This is a genomic window from Anabaenopsis sp. FSS-46 (assembly GCF_029891665.1).
In the GTDB taxonomy this organism is placed as follows: Bacteria; Cyanobacteriota; Cyanobacteriia; order Cyanobacteriales; family Nostocaceae; genus Anabaenopsis; species Anabaenopsis arnoldii.
Map to the genome: position 1 here is coordinate 30124 of NZ_JANQDG010000072.1, position 21404 is coordinate 51527.

Annotated in this window: 1 protein-coding gene; it reads right to left on the minus strand. The window is 43.3% G+C overall.

Annotated elements, in window-relative coordinates; genetic code table 11:
* Window positions 1–65: 65 nt before the first annotated feature.
* Window positions 66–21068 (minus strand): PKD domain-containing protein, encoded by a 21003-nt coding sequence (locus tag NWP21_RS08545; RefSeq protein ID WP_280792358.1) that lies wholly within the window; start codon window positions 21066–21068, stop codon window positions 66–68.
* Window positions 21069–21404: the final 336 nt, after the last annotated feature.

The following is a 21404-nucleotide window of genomic DNA, read 5'->3' on the forward strand; positions in this document are numbered from 1 at the left end:
AAGCCTAACTCTTATTTGCCTAAAAAACCTGCCATTGATATCTACTCTTAAAGCCAAGAGTCTCCTTAGCGATCGACGGATTGTCTTGCCGGCTTAGACTGTACTCTGTCTTGTCTAAAGGGTGATTGTTTCACAGTGCGACGGTTCTTTTGCTGAGTCATTTCAATAGCATTGGGTTGAGTATTTGCCCAATTAACACCAATGGAGGTGGATAAGGTTTTAGTATTGCTTGGTACTATCATTCCTCGATTAGCATTGATACCGATTGTATGCTCAGTACCACTTTCCCAAACCCCCAAAGACTCCATTTTTATCTTTTCAAGAGTACTGAAACTTTGTAAGTGAGCTTGAATCTGTTCCAGATTGCGGGTGGCATTAGGACTGATAGCACCTGCTGTTAATTTCTCACCAGCAAAAGATGAACCAAACATATAACGCACAGCCATGATGCCATCGGATAAAGCTCGTATTTCACCATCCCCATCAATATCTAAATAGCCTTTGGTGAATCCTTCTCGTAAGTGAGCTTGAATCTGTTCCAGATTGCGGGTGGCATTAGGACTGATAGCACCTGCTGTTAATTTCTCACCAGCAAAAGATGAACCAAACATATAACGCACAACCATGATGCCATCGGATAAAGCTCGTATTTCACCATCGCCATCAATGTCTAGATTCCAGATAGGGGCGACATTTTCCACCGTGAGGTTAAAGGTAGTTACAGAAGTGGCGTTATCGCTATCAGTAGCAGTGATGGTGACGGTTTGACTTTCATCAGGTCCATCAGTACTGTCAAAATTCCAACTCCAAGTACCATCTTGATTGGTTGTGATTGCACCCACAGAAGCAGTTAGAGTGACGGTATCATTGCCTCTATCACTCCAAGTACCACTGTTAACTGCTGTCTCACCTTTGGAAACAGTAATACTGTTATTATTCACGCCTATTTGTGGGGCGACATTTTCCACCGTGAGGTTAAAGGTAGTTACAGAAGTGGCGTTATCGCTATCAGTAGCAGTGATGGTAACGGTTTGACTTTCATCAGGTCCATTAGTACTGTTGAAATTCCAACTCCAAGTACCATTTTGATTGGCTGTGATTGTACCCACAGAAGCAGTTAGGGTGACTATATCATTACCTCTATCACTCCAAATACCGCTGTTAACTGCTATTACCCCTTCGGAAACAGTGATACTGTTATTATTCACCCCTATTTGTGGGGCGACATTTTCCACCGTGAGGTTAAAGGTAGTCACAGAAGTGGCGCGATCGCTGTCAGTAGCAGTGATGATGACTGTTTTATTCTCATCGGAACCTTCACTAGTATCAAAATTCCAAATCCAGGTACCATCTTGATTAATAGTCACTGTACCCACAGAAGCAGTTAGGGTGACTATATCATTACCTCTATCACTCCAAATACCGCTGTTAACTGCTATTACCCCTTCGGAAACAGTAATCCTGTTATTATTCACCCCTATTTGTGGGGCGACATTTTCCACCGTGAGGTTAAAGGTAGTTACAGAAGTGGCGCGATCGCTATCAGTAGCAGTGATGGTGACGGTTTGACTTTCATTTGGACTATCAATACTGTTAAAATTCCAACTCCAAGTACCATCTTGATTTGTTGTGATTGCACCCACAGAAGCAGTTAAGGTGACTATATCATTGCCTCTATCACTCCAAGTACCACTGTTAATTGCTATTACCCCTTCGGAAACAGTAATACTGTTATTATTCACGCTTATTTCTGGGGCGACATTTTCCACCGTGAGGTTAAAGGTAGTCTCGGAGGTGGCGCGATCGCTATCAGTAGCAGTGATGGTGACGGTTTGACTTTCAATCGGACTATCAGTACTGTCAAAATTCCAACTCCAAGTACCATCTTGATTAGCTGTGACAGTACCCACATAAGCAGTTAAGGTGACTGCATCATTACCCGCATCACTCCAAGTACCGCTGTTAACCGCCGTGTCACCTTTGTAAACAGTGATACTGTTATTATTCACGCCTATTTGTGGGGCGACATTGGACACCACAATATTGAATTGCTCGGTAAGGAATGCCCCATCACTATCTGTTACGGTTAGGGATGCCTGATAAATGCCATTATTGGGGTAAGTATATTTGACATCGGCACCCTTTAACTTCTGATTAGAACTTGTATTATTACCAGCAGCAAAATCCCAAACATAATCTAATTCGTTATCTACATCAGTGGCTAAGGCGCTAAAACTGGCTTCCTCTCCCTCATTTAAGCTGGTGGGAACTGTCAGATTGACAATAGTTGGTGCCACATTTTCCACCGTGAGGTTAAATCTACTCTCGGAGGTGGCGCGATCGCTATCAGTAGCAGTGATGGTGACGGTTTGAGTCCCATTTTGTCCATCAGTGCTGTCAAAATTCCAACTCCAAGTGCCATCTTCATTAACTGTGACAGTACCCACAGAAGCAGTTAGGGTGACTATATCTTTACCCGCATCAATCCAAGTACCACCGTTAACCGCTGTGTCACCTTCGGAAACAGTGATACTATTATTATTCACGCTTATTTGTGGGGCGACATTGGCTACCGTGAGGTTAAAGGTAGTTTCGGAGGTGGCGTTATCGCTATCAGTAGCAGTGATGGTGACGGTTTGACTTTCATCAGGTCCATCAGTGCTGTTAAAATTCCAACTCCAAGTACCATCATTGGTTGTGATTGCACCCACAGAAGCAGTTAGGGTGACTGCATCATTACCCGCATCACTCCAAGTACCGCTGTTAAACGCTGTGTCACCTTCGGAAACAGTAATCCTGTTGTTATTTACGCCTATTTCTGGGGCGACATTTTCCACCGTGAGGTTAAAGGTAGTTTCGGTGGTGGCGCGATCGCTATCAGTAGCAGTGATGGTGACGGTTTGACTTTCATCAGGTCTATCAGTACTGTTAAAATTCCAACTCCAGGTACCATCTTCATTAACAGTCACTGTACCCACAGAAGCAGTCAGGGTGACTATATCATTACCTATATCACTCCAAGTACCACTGTTAACTACTGCATCACCTTCTTTTGTGATGATGGTGTTATTTTCTATGGATATCTGCGGAGGAAGATTATTCACTGTCACCTCAGTACTGAAGGATGCTCGCCCTCCATCATCATCAGTGACAGTAAAAGTCACTGGATAGATACCATTTTTGGTGTAGGTGTGGTTAATCTTGAATATATTCTCAATTCTTGTACCATCGCCAAAGTCCCAAATATAAGTGTGGGCATCATCGCCAAAATCGATAAAGTCACCTTGAAACTCTATGGTGTCTCCCTGATTAATTTCTAGTTGACTGGCATTAATGACTAAGTTTTTGGGAGCACTATTGTTGATAGTTAACAGAATGATATCTTCCAGGATAGTCTCTTCATTAGTATCAGTGGCTCTCACGGTCAAATTATAAAAGCCATTGTCACCAAAACCCAAATCATACAGGGTAAACCAGTCTTTGACTTCCGCAATCAAATTATAGGAATTAGCTCCCTCCTCTAGCAGAGTTACGGTGACACCATCAATTTCTTGTTGTCCATTATTTGCTGCGGGGAGTTGGCTGATATCAATGGTGGTAATCAGAACATCGTCCAAAAGTAATTCCACAAACCTGATTTGGGTGATATCTCCCTTAATATTAGCTTCTAACTTCAAAGGATCGCCTTCAGAAATGGGTTCTACTCTGTCAATCATCATGTTGACTGATGGTGTACTACTGGCTGTGAGGCTCCTAGCCCCGGTTTGGGTGTTTAATTGTGGTATGCCTAAGCCTAACCGAATATTTTGATAACTAACTGCGCCATAGTTTTCCCCTCTGACTTTGATGCTACCAATCAGATTATTAATCAGATTATCAATCTCATTACCAGCGGATCTAAATTCCAGTAGATTTTCTCCGCTATCGCCGTTTAAAATTACATCGGCTCCGGCTTTGATATTTTCGCCGTTGACTCGGAACTTATTATTACCAATTCCTGTGTTAACCGTAAAGGTATCATTCTCATTGGCACTGTCGAGGAATATTTCGTTGTCTCCGCTACCAGTCTTAACGGCTACATGAGATTTGATAGTACTGGCGATGAGGTTGATCCTATTCCCTCCATCCCCTAGGTTAACTGTGGTTCCATCGACTCCAGCCAGGGTGATGGCATTTTGGTTAAAATCAGCGGTAATATTGTTAATACCTTTGGTATTAACAATTGTCAGTTGGTTTTCCCCTATCCCTGCATCAATGTTACCACCTTTGGCAATAACACCTGAAATTTTGATGTTATCCGCCCCCGCACCACTATTAATAGTCAGGTTAGTGACATTTTCACCATTACGTACATTTATGAAATCGCCATCACCCAGAGAGGAGATAGATACATTACCCTTAGGTTCGACTAAATCAATAGTATTGAAACCTTCTCCGGTGTTAATGTTTAAATTCTGGACTGTAGGAGCATTTTTCTGTTCAATCAAGTCACCCTGACTACCAGTATTAATGGTGAGGGTTTGCAGTTTGTCAAAGGTGACAATGAATTTTTGCGGTTGTGCATCTGGGACAAAATTAAACTTGGTAATACCAAAGTCATTAGCTAGGGGTGGAGCCAGGGGGTTTGTGGATACAACAGCAGAAACATAGGCATCCCCATCATTAGCCACAATATCAGTGGCGGCGGTTAAACTTCTGTTACGAACTATTTGCAGTAGTTGCAGTCTACCAGTATTCTTGTCAATCTCCAGTCCCGGTAGGGTATTGATCTCGCCGCTGGTGACATATAGGAATTGTCGATTATCAGTGCTAGTAATGGTTAAATCTGCTGCTCCCTTAAAGCCCCTGATGCCTGATGTGCCATCCCGCAGGATTTGGATGGGTTGGTAAGTCTGCGTTGTGGTATCTATGACAAGTTTGCCTTCAGCATCCAGTGGAAATACAGCCAGAGTACCAGTGTGGGCGCTCAAGGTATAGATGAACTTATCAGTGACTGCAAGATCACTAATTCCCCTCATGACGTTCCGAACTGTGACATCTGCCCTGGTTAGCCGTTGCACTTCCTGGAGATCCGTGGCATTGAGAACCACTAACTGATTATCTTGACGACTGATGGCATATACTTTGCTACCGTCTGGACTTAATTCAATGGCTGTGACTTCTTTGAGGCTGTCAGTGAGGAAGGCAGGCTGTTGAAGAGTTAGTTTACCAGTTACTGGGTCATGGTGGAAGAGCAATACCCCTGCTTGTCCCGAATTATCAGAATTATTAATGGGGGAAACCCCTGCAAATACCTGATGATTGACACCTGTAGTTAGGGTGGTAATGGTTTGGGTACCTGTGCCTCTCCAGGAAGCTTCTGGGTTGATGGTGAGTTTACCAGTGTTGGCATCACGGTTAAATACGCTGATGGCTTCCTCGGTGGCTCCTGCTAGATAAACATAATTACCATCGGCGCTAATTGTCACTGCTGTTGACTCATCCAAGCCCTCTATTTGCACAGTGCCATCTCGGAAGATTTGTTCTTGAGTTATATTGCTGGTATTGACGACCACAAGGGCATTGAGTTGGTTGACACCGTAGAGATGTTTGCCGTCGGGACTGATGGTAATATCAGTTAGTCCTGTGGGGCGAATATATACAACTTCATCATCCTTGAGGTTTTGACCAGATATGGTATTCACTAACCTGGGGTAATTCAAGGCAGCATTAATGAAAATACTATCATCATCGGGAATCAGAGTCGCCCAAATTTGTCCATCACCTAGTCGGGTGAGGGGTGTGCCTCCGGCTAATAAGGGTTTTAAGAAGTCTTGATTGGTTTGATTTAAATCTATGCCCAATTGCGGGTTAAAGATATTCTCCCCGGAGACATTGATAAACAGCAGCATATCAAAGTCTACATTACTGTCTACATCAAAGTAGTTGACGTTGTACTTACCGGGAGCTATATCCACACGGTAAATAGCGGCTAAGGCATCCTCGGGAATATCCCCGGCTATGCCTAAATCTGCGATGCTTAAATCCAGTAACCCATGGACATTGGCACCGCCAATGAGATCAGCTATGAAGGGAGTTGCTACGGTATTATCCGTAATGAAGGGATTACTAGCCCGGACGCCGTCGAATTTTTGGATGGGAGCAGTACTCAGCAGTTGACGTGGTTGACCGGGAATTTGATAGTCAAGCTGAATACCAGCGAAACCAGTATGTTCAAATAGCTCCACGCGGATATTATGAATACCAGGACTTAAAGCTATTTGTCCTGATTTTTCTGAAAATCCATGTAACTCCCCATGATCAACTACCAATTGGTTGTTGATATACAGCCTAGAGCCGTCATCACTGCTCAGGAAGAAAGTAACTGTCTCATTCTGGTTATTGCCAGTGTTAATGAGTTCAATTTTACCCGTCCACAATACAGCAAAGTTATCTACGGGGGGATTTTGGAGGTTAAACCCTGAAAAGGGTTGAGTTGTATTACTTTGTTGAACTACCCCTGTGGTTTGAGAAGCTATGAGAGTTAAGGAACCGAAGTCAGGGAAAGTTGTGATGGGAAGATATGCACCGTGATGTGACTCTCTGACATACAGATTGGCTTGCAGTTTTTCACTGGTAATGTAAACAGCTTTTATATCGGGAGTACCTGCTAATTGACGATTATCGTCAACGGTGTTACCTCCTAAAATCAGTCGTCCGGGTCCACCGGAATTTCCTCCAGAGCTAGAGCCGCCAGATACGTTGACGGAGGCTTTGTCAACGTCCAGAACCGATGCCATGAGCTTGACTGTGCCCCCAGCGCCGCCACCAGCACCTTGGGCTAGGAATTGAGATCCTTGTGCATTGGTTATCCTACCTTGGGCTATGATTTCAAGTTCACCACCCGCAGCCCCTGGTGTTACATTATTAGCGGACACATCAAAGGTGACATTTGCACCAATCTCGACATTATTGGTGACAAAGATGGACAGGGGACGACTACCTTGGGCTGTGACTTTCACCCCATCGGGAATTACTAAATCTCCGGTAAATTGGAACTGGGCAATGGTGTTATTACTAATTAACGAAGTGGTATATGGTACTGTTTCTGAGAGTCCGCTAATTTGGAGAGTATCAGTATTGAAACGTATTTCTTGGGAAGCGGTAGGTGTTAAGGTAATTCTTGGTAGATCGTCATTGATGATTGTGCCTATGGCTATATCGGTGGTCATGGCTACACCATGACTGGGATTGGATAGGGTGACGGCAAAAGTTTCATCAGGTTCAAAATGAGTATCACCTGTGATGTTAACTGTAATTACCTTGGAGGTTTCCCCAGGGATAAAGGTAAGTATTCCCGATGGGAATTCCCCGCCAAAGTCTGAGGCATCAGCAGGGTTGGCTCCTGTGCGGGTAACAGTCCAGTCAACTGTACTTCTACCTTTAGTGCTACCGGAACGAGCCACGGTGAAGGTAAAGGCTTTGGTACCTGAATTACCTTCCCCTTGTACAGAGTCGGTAGCAGCGATCGCTACGGTTGATTGATGTACATCAATAATTTCCAATCCCCAAGAAACAGCCACATAAGCATAGTCATCAATTATTTCTAAGCTCATGGCTTCACCAGAAGTAGAATAAGCTCCCGTGAAAGTGGGTTTGCTTCGGTCAGCAACATAGATGCTTTCCAATCCCGCCTCAGTAATTATATATACGTAATCTCCCGCTACGTTAATGTTAGAAATCTTGCTAGATGTACTATAGGTTCCTGTTAATGTGGGATTAGAGGGATTGCTGATGTTGATAATCTCCAGTGTGGCATCATCAGCCACATAAGCGTAGTCTCCCACCACCTGTACATGGTCAAATCCGCCGGGCACATTGCGATAACCTGAAATATTGTTCAGGTTAGAGATACTTCTAATTTCCAGTCTTGTATCAGTAGCTAAATAAGCATAATTATTTAATACATCTAAGTCTTTGGTAACTGGGGTAGAAACTGAACCTGTACGTACAATGTTAGAAACATTTTCTATACCTATTACCTCTAGTTCTGTCCCCCAATAAGAAGTGTTAGAAAGATAGCCGGAATTACCTACTATTTCTAGGTTATTCGCCGAACCATAATAACTGGAATAACTTCCCATCAACTGGGGAGCAGAGCGATCGCTGATGTCTATGATTTGCAGTCCAGCGTCACCGACCAGGTAAGCATAGTTATCTACAAACTCCACATCATAGTAGGCATAATTAGGAGTTGCATCAGGTGCAGATGTAAATTCTGTGACACGATAGGGATTAGAGCGATCGCTGATGTCTATAATCTGGAGTTCTGCACCGACGGCTAAATAAGCATAGTTGGTCGTTATATCGTTAGCCACATAAACATCACGCGCCTCCAGTCCATTGGTATTATATTTACCGATAGTTTTGGGTCGGTTAGGATCACTGATATCGACAATTTTGAGTCCTGATGAACCGGCCATATAGGCATATGTACCCGCTACTTCCACATCATGATAGAAACTATAATCAAAATCTGAATCTGGATTTTGGTATGGATCCGTTGGGGGGAATAGAGGCGGGTATGGATCCGTTGGAGGTAGATATGGGTCTGTATTAGCTAGATTCACAACTGATAATTGTGAACCAAAATTATTCACATAATAAGCATAATCCCCTACCACTTCCAATTCAGTGGCAGACATAGTGGGATAAGACATTACCAACCAAGGATTGGACGGATTACTAATATCAAATTTTTGGATGACAGCATTATCACTGATGTAGGCGTAAGTATCTACTATTTCCAGACTACCAGAACTAGATCCGAAAGTATCATAACCTCCGACTCGTAGAGGATTAGAGGGATTGTTAATATCGATCACGTTTAGTCCCGAACTAGTAAGCAGATAGGCATAGTTACCGGATACTTCCACATCTCTAGCGCCGAAATAATAAATATTATTTTGATTATTTCGATCACTCGGGTCATAAGTAAGTTGGCTGAGGGAAATAGGCTTAGTGGGAGTACTAATATCGATGATTTCCAGTCCGGACTCAGAAACTAGATAAGCATAAGCAGAAAATCCAAAGTCACTTCCCACTACTTCCACATCATACACCTGACTGGAAGTCTGATAATCCACCTTAATTTTGGGCTGTGGGGGAATAGAATCATCAATCTGGATAATTTGTAGTCCGGCATCATAACCTACATAAGCATAACCGTTTAGTACCTTAACGTCGGTATAATAATTTGCGTAATTTCCGGCTGATACTTCTAAAGACTCCCTACTAAAGGTTCTATGATTGCCTACGAAGGAGGGTTGAGAGGGATTATTTACATCAACGATTTGTAGTCCCAAATCACTGACGATGTATGTGTAATTGTCTCTTACCTTGACATCATAGGCTGTAACTGGGGTATAGTGACTGCTCAACAGGACTGGGTTAGAGGTGTTAGTCACATCGAGGATTTGTAATCCCAAATCACCAACAATATAACCGTAGTTACCCACGACTTCTATATCACCTGCTGCCGATGTGGGAGTTTCATAAACAGCGATCAACTGGAGGTTGTCAAGATCCCTAATATTAATAACTTCCAGTTGTAAATCACCCCTTATATAGGCGTAGTCCCCCACGACCTTGACAACATTGATGGGAAAAGCAGTTTCATAGGTCGCCTTAAGTTGTAAATCAGTGGGATCACTAATATTAATGACTTGTAATCTCGCATCATTACTTATGTATGCGTAGTCACCCACTACTTGTACACGGGATGCAGTGGTATTATAACCCCCGACCCGGGTAGGTTCAGCCGGATTGCTGATGTCGATGACCTGCAATCCGGCATCATTAATCAGATAAGCATAATTATCTACTACTTGTATATCCTGAATACTCCCAGCAGAATAGTACAAACCTATTTCTTTGACGTTATAGGGACTGGTAATATCCAGAATTTCCACTCCGAAATCAGAAAGTATATAAGCATAGTTGCCCACCACTTCCACATCTGTAAAACTAGTGAAACTAAAATGAGTACCTGTAAGTATGGGCTGAGAAGGATTTCTAATGTCAATGATTTGTAGTCCTATTTGTCCATTATTCCGACCTTGATCAATGAGGTAGGCATAGTTACCGGATACTTCCACATCACGGGCATTGAAAGTATAATAATTAACTGTCAGAGTAGGTTGGGATGGGTCACTAATATTAATGATCTGCAGTCCGACATCATTAGCTATATATGCATAGTCCCCTTGTATCTCCACATCATGGGCGGTAATAGAATTATAGGAATTACCAATAATGGGAGATGGTATTTGCACAAGATTCAGGTTGATATTGCCTGTGGCATCCCCTGAGCCATCAACTGCTATGTGGTAAGTAGTTCCAGGTATGGGAGTAAAGGTAACTTCACTGGTTTTAGAGTTTCTCAGATTATCATTTGCAGCCACTAAACTCAGGGCATTCACGGCATCACCAGTAAACACTGCCAGAAGAGTATCAAAGTCACTGCCATGGGTGTCTATAGTGACTGTATCGGCAGATGGTGCTGTCCAACGCCACCAAGCAGAATTAATCGTGCCGCCTGAGGTATGTGTAGGTTCTCCTGTTTCCCCCGTAAATTCTATATTAATGCCGTTCAAAGCAACACTGGAGCCATTGACGGTAATACTATTGGCAAAGTCATCGTTAGAAGCGGAATTGTTGAATTGCGCCTGACTGAGAATGTTTTCCCCTGAGGCGACGGTGACATGATTACCATCAATAGTTATGGCAGAGCGTAGGGCTAATTCCTCAATAATCAGTTTATCCTGATCATCTTTCCCGCCCAGAAAATCGATGTGTGTGAAATTATTAATGAATAATAATTCCTGACCATTACCTATTAATTGGTCTTCCTGCAATTTCCACTCCACAGGACCACTGTAGTTGCTGATATCTGCGCTGAGTTTTTCGACACTTTCTAGAATTAGCTGATCATCATCTAACAAGCTACTGGTGTCTATATCCCTTGGGTTTTCTTTAATGTCTAGTCTGAGGCTATCTTCTCCCATACCGCCGGTGAGTGTCACCTGGGTAAACCCACCATCAGCTAAACCAAAATTCCGATTACCAGCCACAAATTCTGAGAGGAAGACATCATCCCCAGGTCCACCAACAATGGATAATTTCGATTGTGATTCAAAATCGTAATAGATTTTATCCCCATCTGTGCTGTCACCCACGACATATTCAATAAACGCGCCTTGGGTATCGGTTCTAAATCCAAATAGCTCGCTGGCAAATGTCCCTTGAATCACGACACTATCTGTAGTGCCGTCATTGCCACTATCTTGAATCCAGATTTGACTATCAACACCAGAGGTACTATTGGATAACTGGATATTATAGCGATCGCCTACATTCTTACCATCTAATACTACTTGTGGCAAGTGGTTGCCCACCCAGAAAGTGTTTTGACGATTACCACCGGTCAGTTCTATTCTTTCAAAGATATTCTGGATATTTTCCGTTTCACCGACACCTAAAGTACCATCAGCATTGACTATACCAATGTGCAGTTGGTCAGCATTCAAGAAGAAATCAGTATTACGCTCCTCCTTCAGGGTATCTATCTTACCATCTTCATTTACTGAGTGGTCTCTATGTTGGAATCTATCCACACCTTCACCACCGGTAATGGTATCTGCTCCGAGTCCACCAATGATAGTTTCTGCAAACTGGGAACCTATGAGAATATCATCACCTGCACCACCCAACAAACGTAAGTCTGTGGTTAATAAGGTAGTGATTTCACTAGCATTAATGGTATCGTTACCACCTGCGCCGTCCACAATTACTGTATCCGGGGCTTTATTAACATTAGGACTACCCAGGTAAGTGATATTAAAGTTTAACCCAGCCTCCTGTTCAATGCGGAGAATATTGATGGTTTTGTCTGTATCCGCATCTTTTTCTCTTGGGGTCGAGAGTCTGAAGACATCCCCATTTTCACCACCTAAGATGGTGATTTTATCTGATGAGTTATCAGGCTCCTTGACAAAAACATTAAATAACTCTTCCTTAACATCACCTTCCCGGTACTGGACATCGCGCAACACCAAACGGCGACCACTGGCATCCTGATCTAAAATTAACCAAGTTTCTTCCGTGTCTTGAGAATTACGAACTTGAAGAGTTTCTTCTGTTTCCTCGATAATCTCATAACTTGCATCCTGGAGAACTAAACGACGACTGCCTGGTTCTCCCTCTGGTTCTTTGTATAAAATCTGCCAAATTTCTTCTTTACCCTCAGATGTGAGAACTTTGAGGATATCCTCTGTTTCCTCTAGGACAGTCCAAGGATTATTTTCAGCTTCTAAATCAACCCATTTTTGGAAGGGAACCAAAGTATATTTTCTGCCTTGGTTATCTACCTTGATTTCCATCCATTCTTTGAAGGTGACAATGGTATCTTGTTTATATTTATCTAGTGTATCCAGAAGATTATCGTTATCTGTATCAACCCAGACAGCACGGCGTTGTGTAACTACCTGTTGACTAATGCCACTGGACAAATCTACATTTCTCACAGATGTACCACTGAGATTATTAATTATAATCTCATCTGCCCCTTTGCCAGTGTCGATGTTGACCCCTTCCACACCGGTGACAATCAAATTGGTGACAATCAAATTATTGCGATTCCAATTAACTGCTATATCTACACCGGAGGCGCTGAGGGTGACCATATCGGGTGTGCTAGTGTCCACGATATTGTTCTGTTCATCGCGGGTGAAGCCTGAGAAATTAATGGTATCTTCCTGACCATCACCGCCATCTAAAACATCAGTACCCTCAACCCATTCTAAGGTATCTCTGCCTGCCTCTCCATACAATTTATCATTACCCACACCTCCTGCTAGGTAATCATCACCGCCACCGGCGCGAATTACATCATCACCAGTTCCGCCCAGCAAAATATCATTACCTTCGCCACCATTAATCTCATCATTACCCGCACCACCGCTGATCCAGTCTTTGCCATCACCGCCGGTCAGGATGTCATTATCCTCATTGCCCTGGATATTATCATCACCTGCACCGCCATCAATGGTGTCATTACCTTGATTGCCGATGAGGATATCGTTACCATCTCCACCTTTAATATTGTCATCGCCAGTGCTACCGATGATGATATCATTGCCACTTTCTCCCTCTAGGGTGATGGTGGGGGTGATAGTTGCCCGTGTTTCTGGTCCAGTAACTGTAATTCTATCATTGCCGGCACCGCCCTTGACGGAGATAGAGGGATTTGCACTCTTGTAAGTAAGATTTTTATAAAGGATATCAACAGTGTCATTACCATCCCCGGCTTCAATGGTGATATTGCCGTCAATATTATCCCCTAAGATCAGGTCATTACCCTGTTGACCCCTAATAGTGACATTGCCAGTGATGTCAGTGATCATAATCTTGTCATCACCACTGCCAGCATCAATATCAATGGTGATGTTTTTATCTTTTAACCCACTGACTGTATAGGTGTCATTTTGACTAGTACCGATCGCCCGAATTTGACTGACATCTGCCAGTTTAAAGTATTCGGTAATATTATTACCCCTAACTCTAATCCACTCACCAGCTTTATAGATATCCACATCTCGCTGGAGCAGGGACACATCATATACCACTGGGGTATCCGTGGGCTGACTGGTGGCACCCGAAGGTAAATAACGCAGTGTCAGCACGCCGTTTTGTAAATCACCGGCAGTGGCAGGAATAGGATCGGGGAAACTATAGTTATAGGAAGCTAATACCTGATCAACAAAACGTTGGCGTTTTTCATACAGTGTCTTTTCCCACCCAAAAATCCTTATTCCTACCCATAGGAAGGCTTCTAAGAATACCCGCAGTTCTCCTTCAGAATCAAACAAGGCTAATGGACTTTGGGAGAGGCGCTCATAAATTTCATCAATGAATAATTTGCCATCTTCAAGTCCAAAGTTGGGGCTATTCCTGTTCTGCTCCTTGATATCATTGAGGTTGAAGTTAATGGCTGCCGACACACCTCCCGATATTCCTGCTTCCACCAATCCACTCAGCCCCAGGGATGCCCCAGCCTGAATTGTTAGACCTAATGTAACCTCAGGTTTATCAAAATTATTACTATCCCAATCTTCAACATAGAACCCTTCCAGGATGCGGGGAACCCCTGATAGAGAAAACTCTTCCTCTTCGGCCCATTTTCTGATGCCGGAAGAATCAAAACCGAAGCTAAAATCTGTTGCGGCTGAAACACTACCACTAAGGAAGGCATTTAAACCAGGGAATACCGGGAAAGATTGAGTATACCCAAAGTTCAGGTCTAAATTCGGCATTTGATAGCGGAATAGGGTCGCATCTCTACCGGTTAACAACCCTAGTATGGCAGCGGGATTAGTGAGGAGTGGGAACTCAATGGAGCCTTTAGTAGTGCCGATTTGCTTAGTAAAGTTGGAGGCTTTAGTTGATGTTTTGGTTTGGTCTTGTAAGTTGGGTGCTTGCTTCCCTGCTACACTACTATCTACTGTACTTTGCTTATCTTTGAGTAGAGAGTTACTCAGGGTAAAGTCACCAAAATCAATAATGATACTTTCGGTTTTTGCCGCATTGACTGTATTTACAAAGTCTCCAAACTGGATGATGGCATTTAGGGCTTTCTCCACAGCCTGGAACTTAGCGGGGGGGAGTTTGATGCGGGCTAAATCTAAAATCCTTAAATCATCGATGCCTAAATTGATGGGCTTGGTGAGGAATTTAGCCACATCCACCACTGGGTTAATGAAGGGTGTGATATTATCCACAATTGGCCCTGCTAACCCTGCGAGGAAAGTACCTAAATCTAGTTTGACATCTTCAAATACTACAATGGGGGAGCCGCCAAAGGTGTTAGTATCTGTGGCAGCAGTACTGGCATTGACAAACACCTGATCATAACGGATGTTGGTGGTAATCCTCGGTAGGCTGACGGTGTTACTGGCGGGAACCATGACAGTGGCGGCTAGGTCAATGTCTGCCTCTGCCCGTAATGTTCCCACTAAAGTCTCTCTGATTTTACCAATCTGGGTAATTTTCAATCTACCGTTATCGTTACCATCGGTATCTCTGATATCCAGCCCTAGGGTTCCATAGAAACCACTGTTACGGTCATCATTATCTTGAGATGAACCGGCATCAATTTCCTCAATTTTCACCTGCAGGAATCCCAGGGTGGCTACGGCACTAAATTCATTGCCCAGGGTAGCCTCGAGTGTGATGTCAAATTCTTCCCCGGTGTTTACTGATTTGCCATTAGTATCCTCTACTACCGCGCCGCCGGTGGTATCCACAAAGAACCCATCCTTGGTACTAAAACCAAAGCCAAAGTTAGCTGTATACGACAAATCAATGTTGATTTTAGAACCTGGATCAATTTGTAGTCCTAAGCCGGGAATGGAGGCATCAAAGTCAATGGGTAGGCTAAATTTCCCCAGACTTCCCGATAGGGGTAGGTTAAAGGTAATGGTGTCTTTATTTAAGGATAAGGGCACATCTAGGGCGTTGATTACCCCATCCTTATTGATATCGGTTAACTGGAGATAACCCTTATCGTCGTGGTCTTGGGGTCCTAAAACACCGTAGAGTCCCTCTTGGATGATTTCTACTGTGGTTGTTTTGTCTTGTTTGATGGAGGCTTGATTACCCAATTGCTCAAAGGTAACTTGCCATGGGTTTTGTGCAGTTCCTGCCCCAGTAACAGTAACGTTGGTGATCTGATCAAGTATGTTTTCTAGGTCACGGGCAGTGGCACTAGTGTTAATTAGTATTGTAGATTTGTTATTCCATGCCAGTTGGAAGGTGCCACTAATGTCATCTCTGTAGATTGTCTGTACTTCTTTAGTCTGATCATCACCCTCTGTCAGGGTTTCAATGGTTAATTTTGGTGACTGTAACTGGCGACGGAAACTGGTGGGGGCTTGGGCAGTGCCTAAGAGGTCGTTTTTAACATCTTGGAAGAAGGTAATATTACTGCCTAATTTATCGCCAATCAGGGGAATAGGTACGTTGGCGGCGGCTTGTACTCCGTCGTGTAGAGTATCAAATAGGAATTCTAGCCCCTTGATAATGTTTTCTGGATCGTTGAGTAGGGCAAATAAATCGGCGGTGGAAACTAGGTCGGGTACGGAGGTTTTGATTTGGGACATACCGCCGGGTTCAAAGACGGCATCTAATGCCAGTACGTTATCCGCAATGCCATCAAAATCAGTGTCGTCTGTGGTTCCTCCCATGGGGTAGTTAGCAGTGGGGAAGTATAATGGCAATTGGATATCTACAAAACCGTCTGCCTCAAAGTCGGTATTAGAGGAGTTGAGGTCTTTGAGTAGGTAGCGATCCTCTGGACTGTCAGCTAGTTTTAAGTCTGCCACTAAATCAATATTAACTAGGCCATCTTTGACCCAGAAGCCCACAGGCTCCTGTAAGCCGATATCTAGGGCAACGTTAAAGTCTAAGGGTTGTAGGGTTTTAACTACAATGTCAAAGTTAAAGTTAGTGGTGTCGTGGACATACAGTTCTGGATCTAGAATATCCGTGAGGTCAAAATCTAAGCCTAGGTACAGGGAACCCACGGCATCAATATACACTTCCCCGGAGGCTCCGGCATCAAAGCCTAAATTGGTGGCGCTCCCTACTAAAGATTTGACAGCTTCCGGCACTCCTTCATAGTTGACTAAATCTTGGAGATTCAGGTTAAAGGCTTGCTGGGTTTCTACATCTATGCCTTGAATATTTAATTCAAATGTGAAGGAGGAGTTTCTGTAGGCTATACCGATGATTTTTTCGCTGTCAAACTGGGCGAGAATGTTGCGATCGCTAATTAATTCCTCTAGGTTTACCTGATCAATTAAAGTCAGGGCGATATCTGCATCAGTGGAGTCGGCTGTTAAATTTTTCGCTCTCAGACGCTCAACGGCAACACTGGCTTCTTCCTCAGTCAAGACAAAGTTAATTTGCAGTAAATCCCGATCTTGTCGTAGTCCAGTTGTTAGTTCTGCATCACTCAGGGCAGCCAATAAACTGTCATCAGTGGCATTGGCACTGATACCTTTAGCTTCTAGGCGACTGAGGGCATCTTTCCACTCTTGACTTGCCCCTAATAATGCATCCCGATGGGCTTTAGCCTCTTCAATTAAACTGCTCTGATCTAGTGCGCCCGACACATCCTCCTCAGTAGAGTCTGCACTTAACCCTAACTGACTCAACACCCCTTCTGCTGCCTTCAGGGCAATATCATACAGTTCTCCCAGTTCTGTTTGGAGTTCCTCCATTCCCTCCAGGTTGCCTTTTACGAAGTCTAACACCATGGAGTACATATCACTCTCTACAGATAAATCAAATGAAGCTTCGATTTCTGCATCTGTGGCAGTACTGCTTAAACCCGCCTGCTGTAACCAGGCGAGGGCTGAAGATAAGGTTTCATCACTGGCGACAAAATCGCGATCGCTCTTGAAGGATGCCAATTCATCGGGGTTGACACCTACAGCATTAATATCATTATCGGTGGCATTGCGATCTAGACCATACTCAGCTAATCGATCATAGGCTGCCACCACATTTCGGTCATCACTGATGGTTTGAAAGTCATCAGCAGAGTCTCTGCGTGCTAAGGCAATGGCTAAATCCCCATCAGTGGATTGGCCATCTAGGTCAAAGTCAACGGCAGTCAGGCTCTTATAGGCAGCACTTACCTCCGCAGGGTTGAAGGATAATCCTAGATTTAGAGCCTCACTAATTTTTTGATTCAAGTCTATTTCTAGGTTTTGGACATCACTCAAACCTTGTTGAACCGTATTCACCGCTTGAACAATGGTGGTAATGATATCCGTGGAGCCAGAACCGAGTATTTGAGCGGCGCTCTTGTCAATTACTGGGATTTTTTCATGTAGGATTGCATCCTCTGAGTAGGTGTATTCATACCCAATCACTTCCCCCTGATCATTCTTAATCTCAGTTTCTGTCCCGCCCCCAATTTGTAACAAGGTGGACTTCAATCCTTCCAGTAAGGCATCTAAGGAAATCTCCTTCATTGACACCAGTTCTGTGAGATTTTCCACGCTACTGAACATGGGAATAGTACTAAAGAAGCCGCCCAGGGTAACATCATCACCAGGGGGTAAGGGATTAGCCTCTGTATTAAAGGAAGCGCGGATGCGGGCTGGATTTTCTTCGTTGTTTAACCCGGCTAAAGCTCCCATGAGTTTAATGGGTAAATCAATTGTGTAGGTACTATCGGGGTTTAGTTTAGGAGAGCCTAAGACTAACCCGTTCAAGTCTTCTACATAGTGACGACCTTCCGCCCCTAGGGAAATGCCAGTATTAAATGAAATATTGCCATCGTCAATGCCAATACCGAATGGTCCAATATTTAGGGATAAATCAAACAGTTCATCATGATCCAGTTGCAAATCTCCCCGCAGGGTGGGATCTTGAATGTAGAATTTACCACTACTATCTAAACCAAAGACAAATTCAAAGTTTAAGTCTCCGCTTAAGATAATGGGTGTTGACTGTTGCACATTAATAGGCAGGTCAAAGCCTAAATCCTTTAAGAAGGAATTGGAGAAATCCAGCTTCACATCTTGCTCAAAATCCGCTATTGCCAAACTGGCTTTAAATTCTTTCAGTTCGTTGGAAACCGTGGGACTGATGACATCTAAGGCGTATAAGTCTGCGGTGCTGACTTCTTCCTTGCTGTTAAAGATATCAGCAATTTCATCCCTCACTGCGATGCTGATTTTATCAGTAAATGTTTCTCCTGTAGCAGACCACAGACTATCTAGCACTGAGTCTATGAAGGGAATTTGTCCCACTGGTCCAACTATTTTTTCCTGTAGGATATCACCATAGTTGGCAGCCCAATCAGCAAAGCTATTTAAACCGCTTAACAGTTTTTCCTCATCGGACTGTTCGGCCCCTTGCACATTACCATTTACTGAACTCAGCCCTATGGGGTTACTCACTTCCCACTCAGGAATTGTTCCCCTCATCCCAGTGCTGAGGTAAATATTCATTAACTGAGTGGTATCCCCTTCAATATCTGGTAATCCCAAAACATGACCGATTTCGTGCATCACCACTGTTAGGAGGTCAAAACTGCCATAGGCTGGACTATCCAGATTTGCCCTTAATAAATTATTACTACTATTACTACTAAATTCACTGTCTTCTGTAGGGGTAGAATCTATGAACCAACCTATACCCGATGCATTGGTATCTATATACACTATATTACCCGTGGTTGTCCCCAGGACACCTTCCGGTAAGTCCGTCAAAATAAAGGTGACATCCTTGTTTAAATTCAGGGGATTATTTTGAGCCAGGGGTGATGCGTTCCAGCGCTGGATAGCCTCATCAATAATGGGGTTCAGCTGATTGTAGGTAATGGCAGTTACCTGAGCATGACTCGGTTGAACATCATCTGCGACTAGACTAACCAGTTCCCCTCTAGTCAAGAACTTGTCTAGTTTAAAGCCCTTAGGGTCCTTTGGGTCGGTATAGTTTTTGTCTTTATGCTTCCAATCCTTGCCATAAACAGTTACACTTCCTGTTTTGTCTTTTACTGTTGCTGTGAACGTGGTTTTTGTCCCATCAATGTTTGATGCAGGTATCTCCATTAAGCCAGTAAAATCTATGATATCACCATTCCCGGCAAAGACTATATCATCGCCGCCCCAATTATCATCATTGAAAATGAATTTATTTGCTCCAATATCACCAATTAAAATATCGTTGCCCTGTCCACCACCAATATTTTCAATGTTTCTTAATGTATGCTTATCTTCAGTACCGGTAGCATTTATATCCTCAACAATGAAAATTGGAGGAACATCGCCAAGACTATTGTTAAAAGTAATTACCCAAGGAGTAGATTTTGTTCCATCGCCTGAGACTGTAATTTTGCCTTTATAATCCTCTAATCCTTCTAGGGCATTTTTGATGCTTTCACTATTTTTTTGATAAGTGAAGTTTGTGCGTTTATCACCAATTAAGAGGTTAACATCTGTGCCCTCTGGTAATTTGTGATGTAGCTTTTGTAGTTCTGGTGTCTCATCCTTAACCCATTGGGTTGTAGTCGATGACTGAAAAACATTATCAAGAGTAATTCCTATCCCTTGAAATAAATCAATCACCAAGCCTTTAGTATCATCCTTAAAGATAACAGTATCTTCTCCACCCAACCCGTCAACGGTGTCATAGCCCCCTTGACCCAAAATAAACGTGTCAGCTGCCAACTCTTGGGCTTCGGTTGCAAAGTAATCAGGATTAACCAACGACCACATAGAGATCAAATCTGTTGAGTCTTTCCCTATAAGCTCATCATTTCCTTTACTACCAACAATTGTACTGACGGCGGCGACAGCAGTTTGAAACCACAACAACGGATCAGTAGAGCTAATAGGACTAGACCCGCCAAAAGCTGTAGCCAGGTTATTAATTATGTCAATGAACTCGGACCGTCCACTGCCAGAAACAGATTGAGCTGTACCATACTGATAAGCTAAAACCGGTAAGCCTGCCGCGGGCAATCCTGGGAAAGTTTGGATATTAGGTCCAGCACCAATATCGGCCTTGACTCCATCCCCCTCAAATTCTGAATAGTCTAAAACTATACTGCCACCAGGTCCGGCATTGACATATCCACCTAACAGATTTTCCCCTAGTAGTCCTTCTGGACTGCCTATAAATTTAATCGTAGTTGTCCCTCTGCTACCAATAATGTTTTCAATGTCATTGGCAAAAAGATAACTATTGGTTATTGGTCCTAAGTTTGTTCCCAATGTTCCAGTCAGACCTGGGATAAAATTCTCTGCCTCAACTATTACTGTATTAGTGATGCCTCCACCATTTGTAACCTGAATGTTAACATTCCCCCTAAGAGCCGAGAAATCAAGGGTATCTCCTCCCAGAACTTTATAAGGATCGGGAATTTCAAGAATGGCAGCACCTCCCCACGGCCCTTTAAATTTATATGTATCTCCACCTGTCAGTCCGATTAAAGCATGAACGCCAAAATTCAATTGTGAACTTATAGAGGAAACAATGCTTTTGCGAATATCTTTTATTTTTCTGGACTTGGGCCAAGACAAACTAATAGGATTACCAATTGAAAACTGATTACCACCCCACCCCTTCAAAAGACCATCAATAAAAGTCCACGTCCTAGAGTTCCAATCGTCACCGGCTAGGGGGTTCATAATATCAGTTCCAACTAAAATAGGACTTACGCATTGACAAAAAACATGATCTATGATGGCTAGATCATGCGATCGCTATTAAGATTAGCAAAAATATGCTCACGGACAACAGAAGTAAATAGATTCCTCTGTACTTCATACCAATTGCTAATTATATTT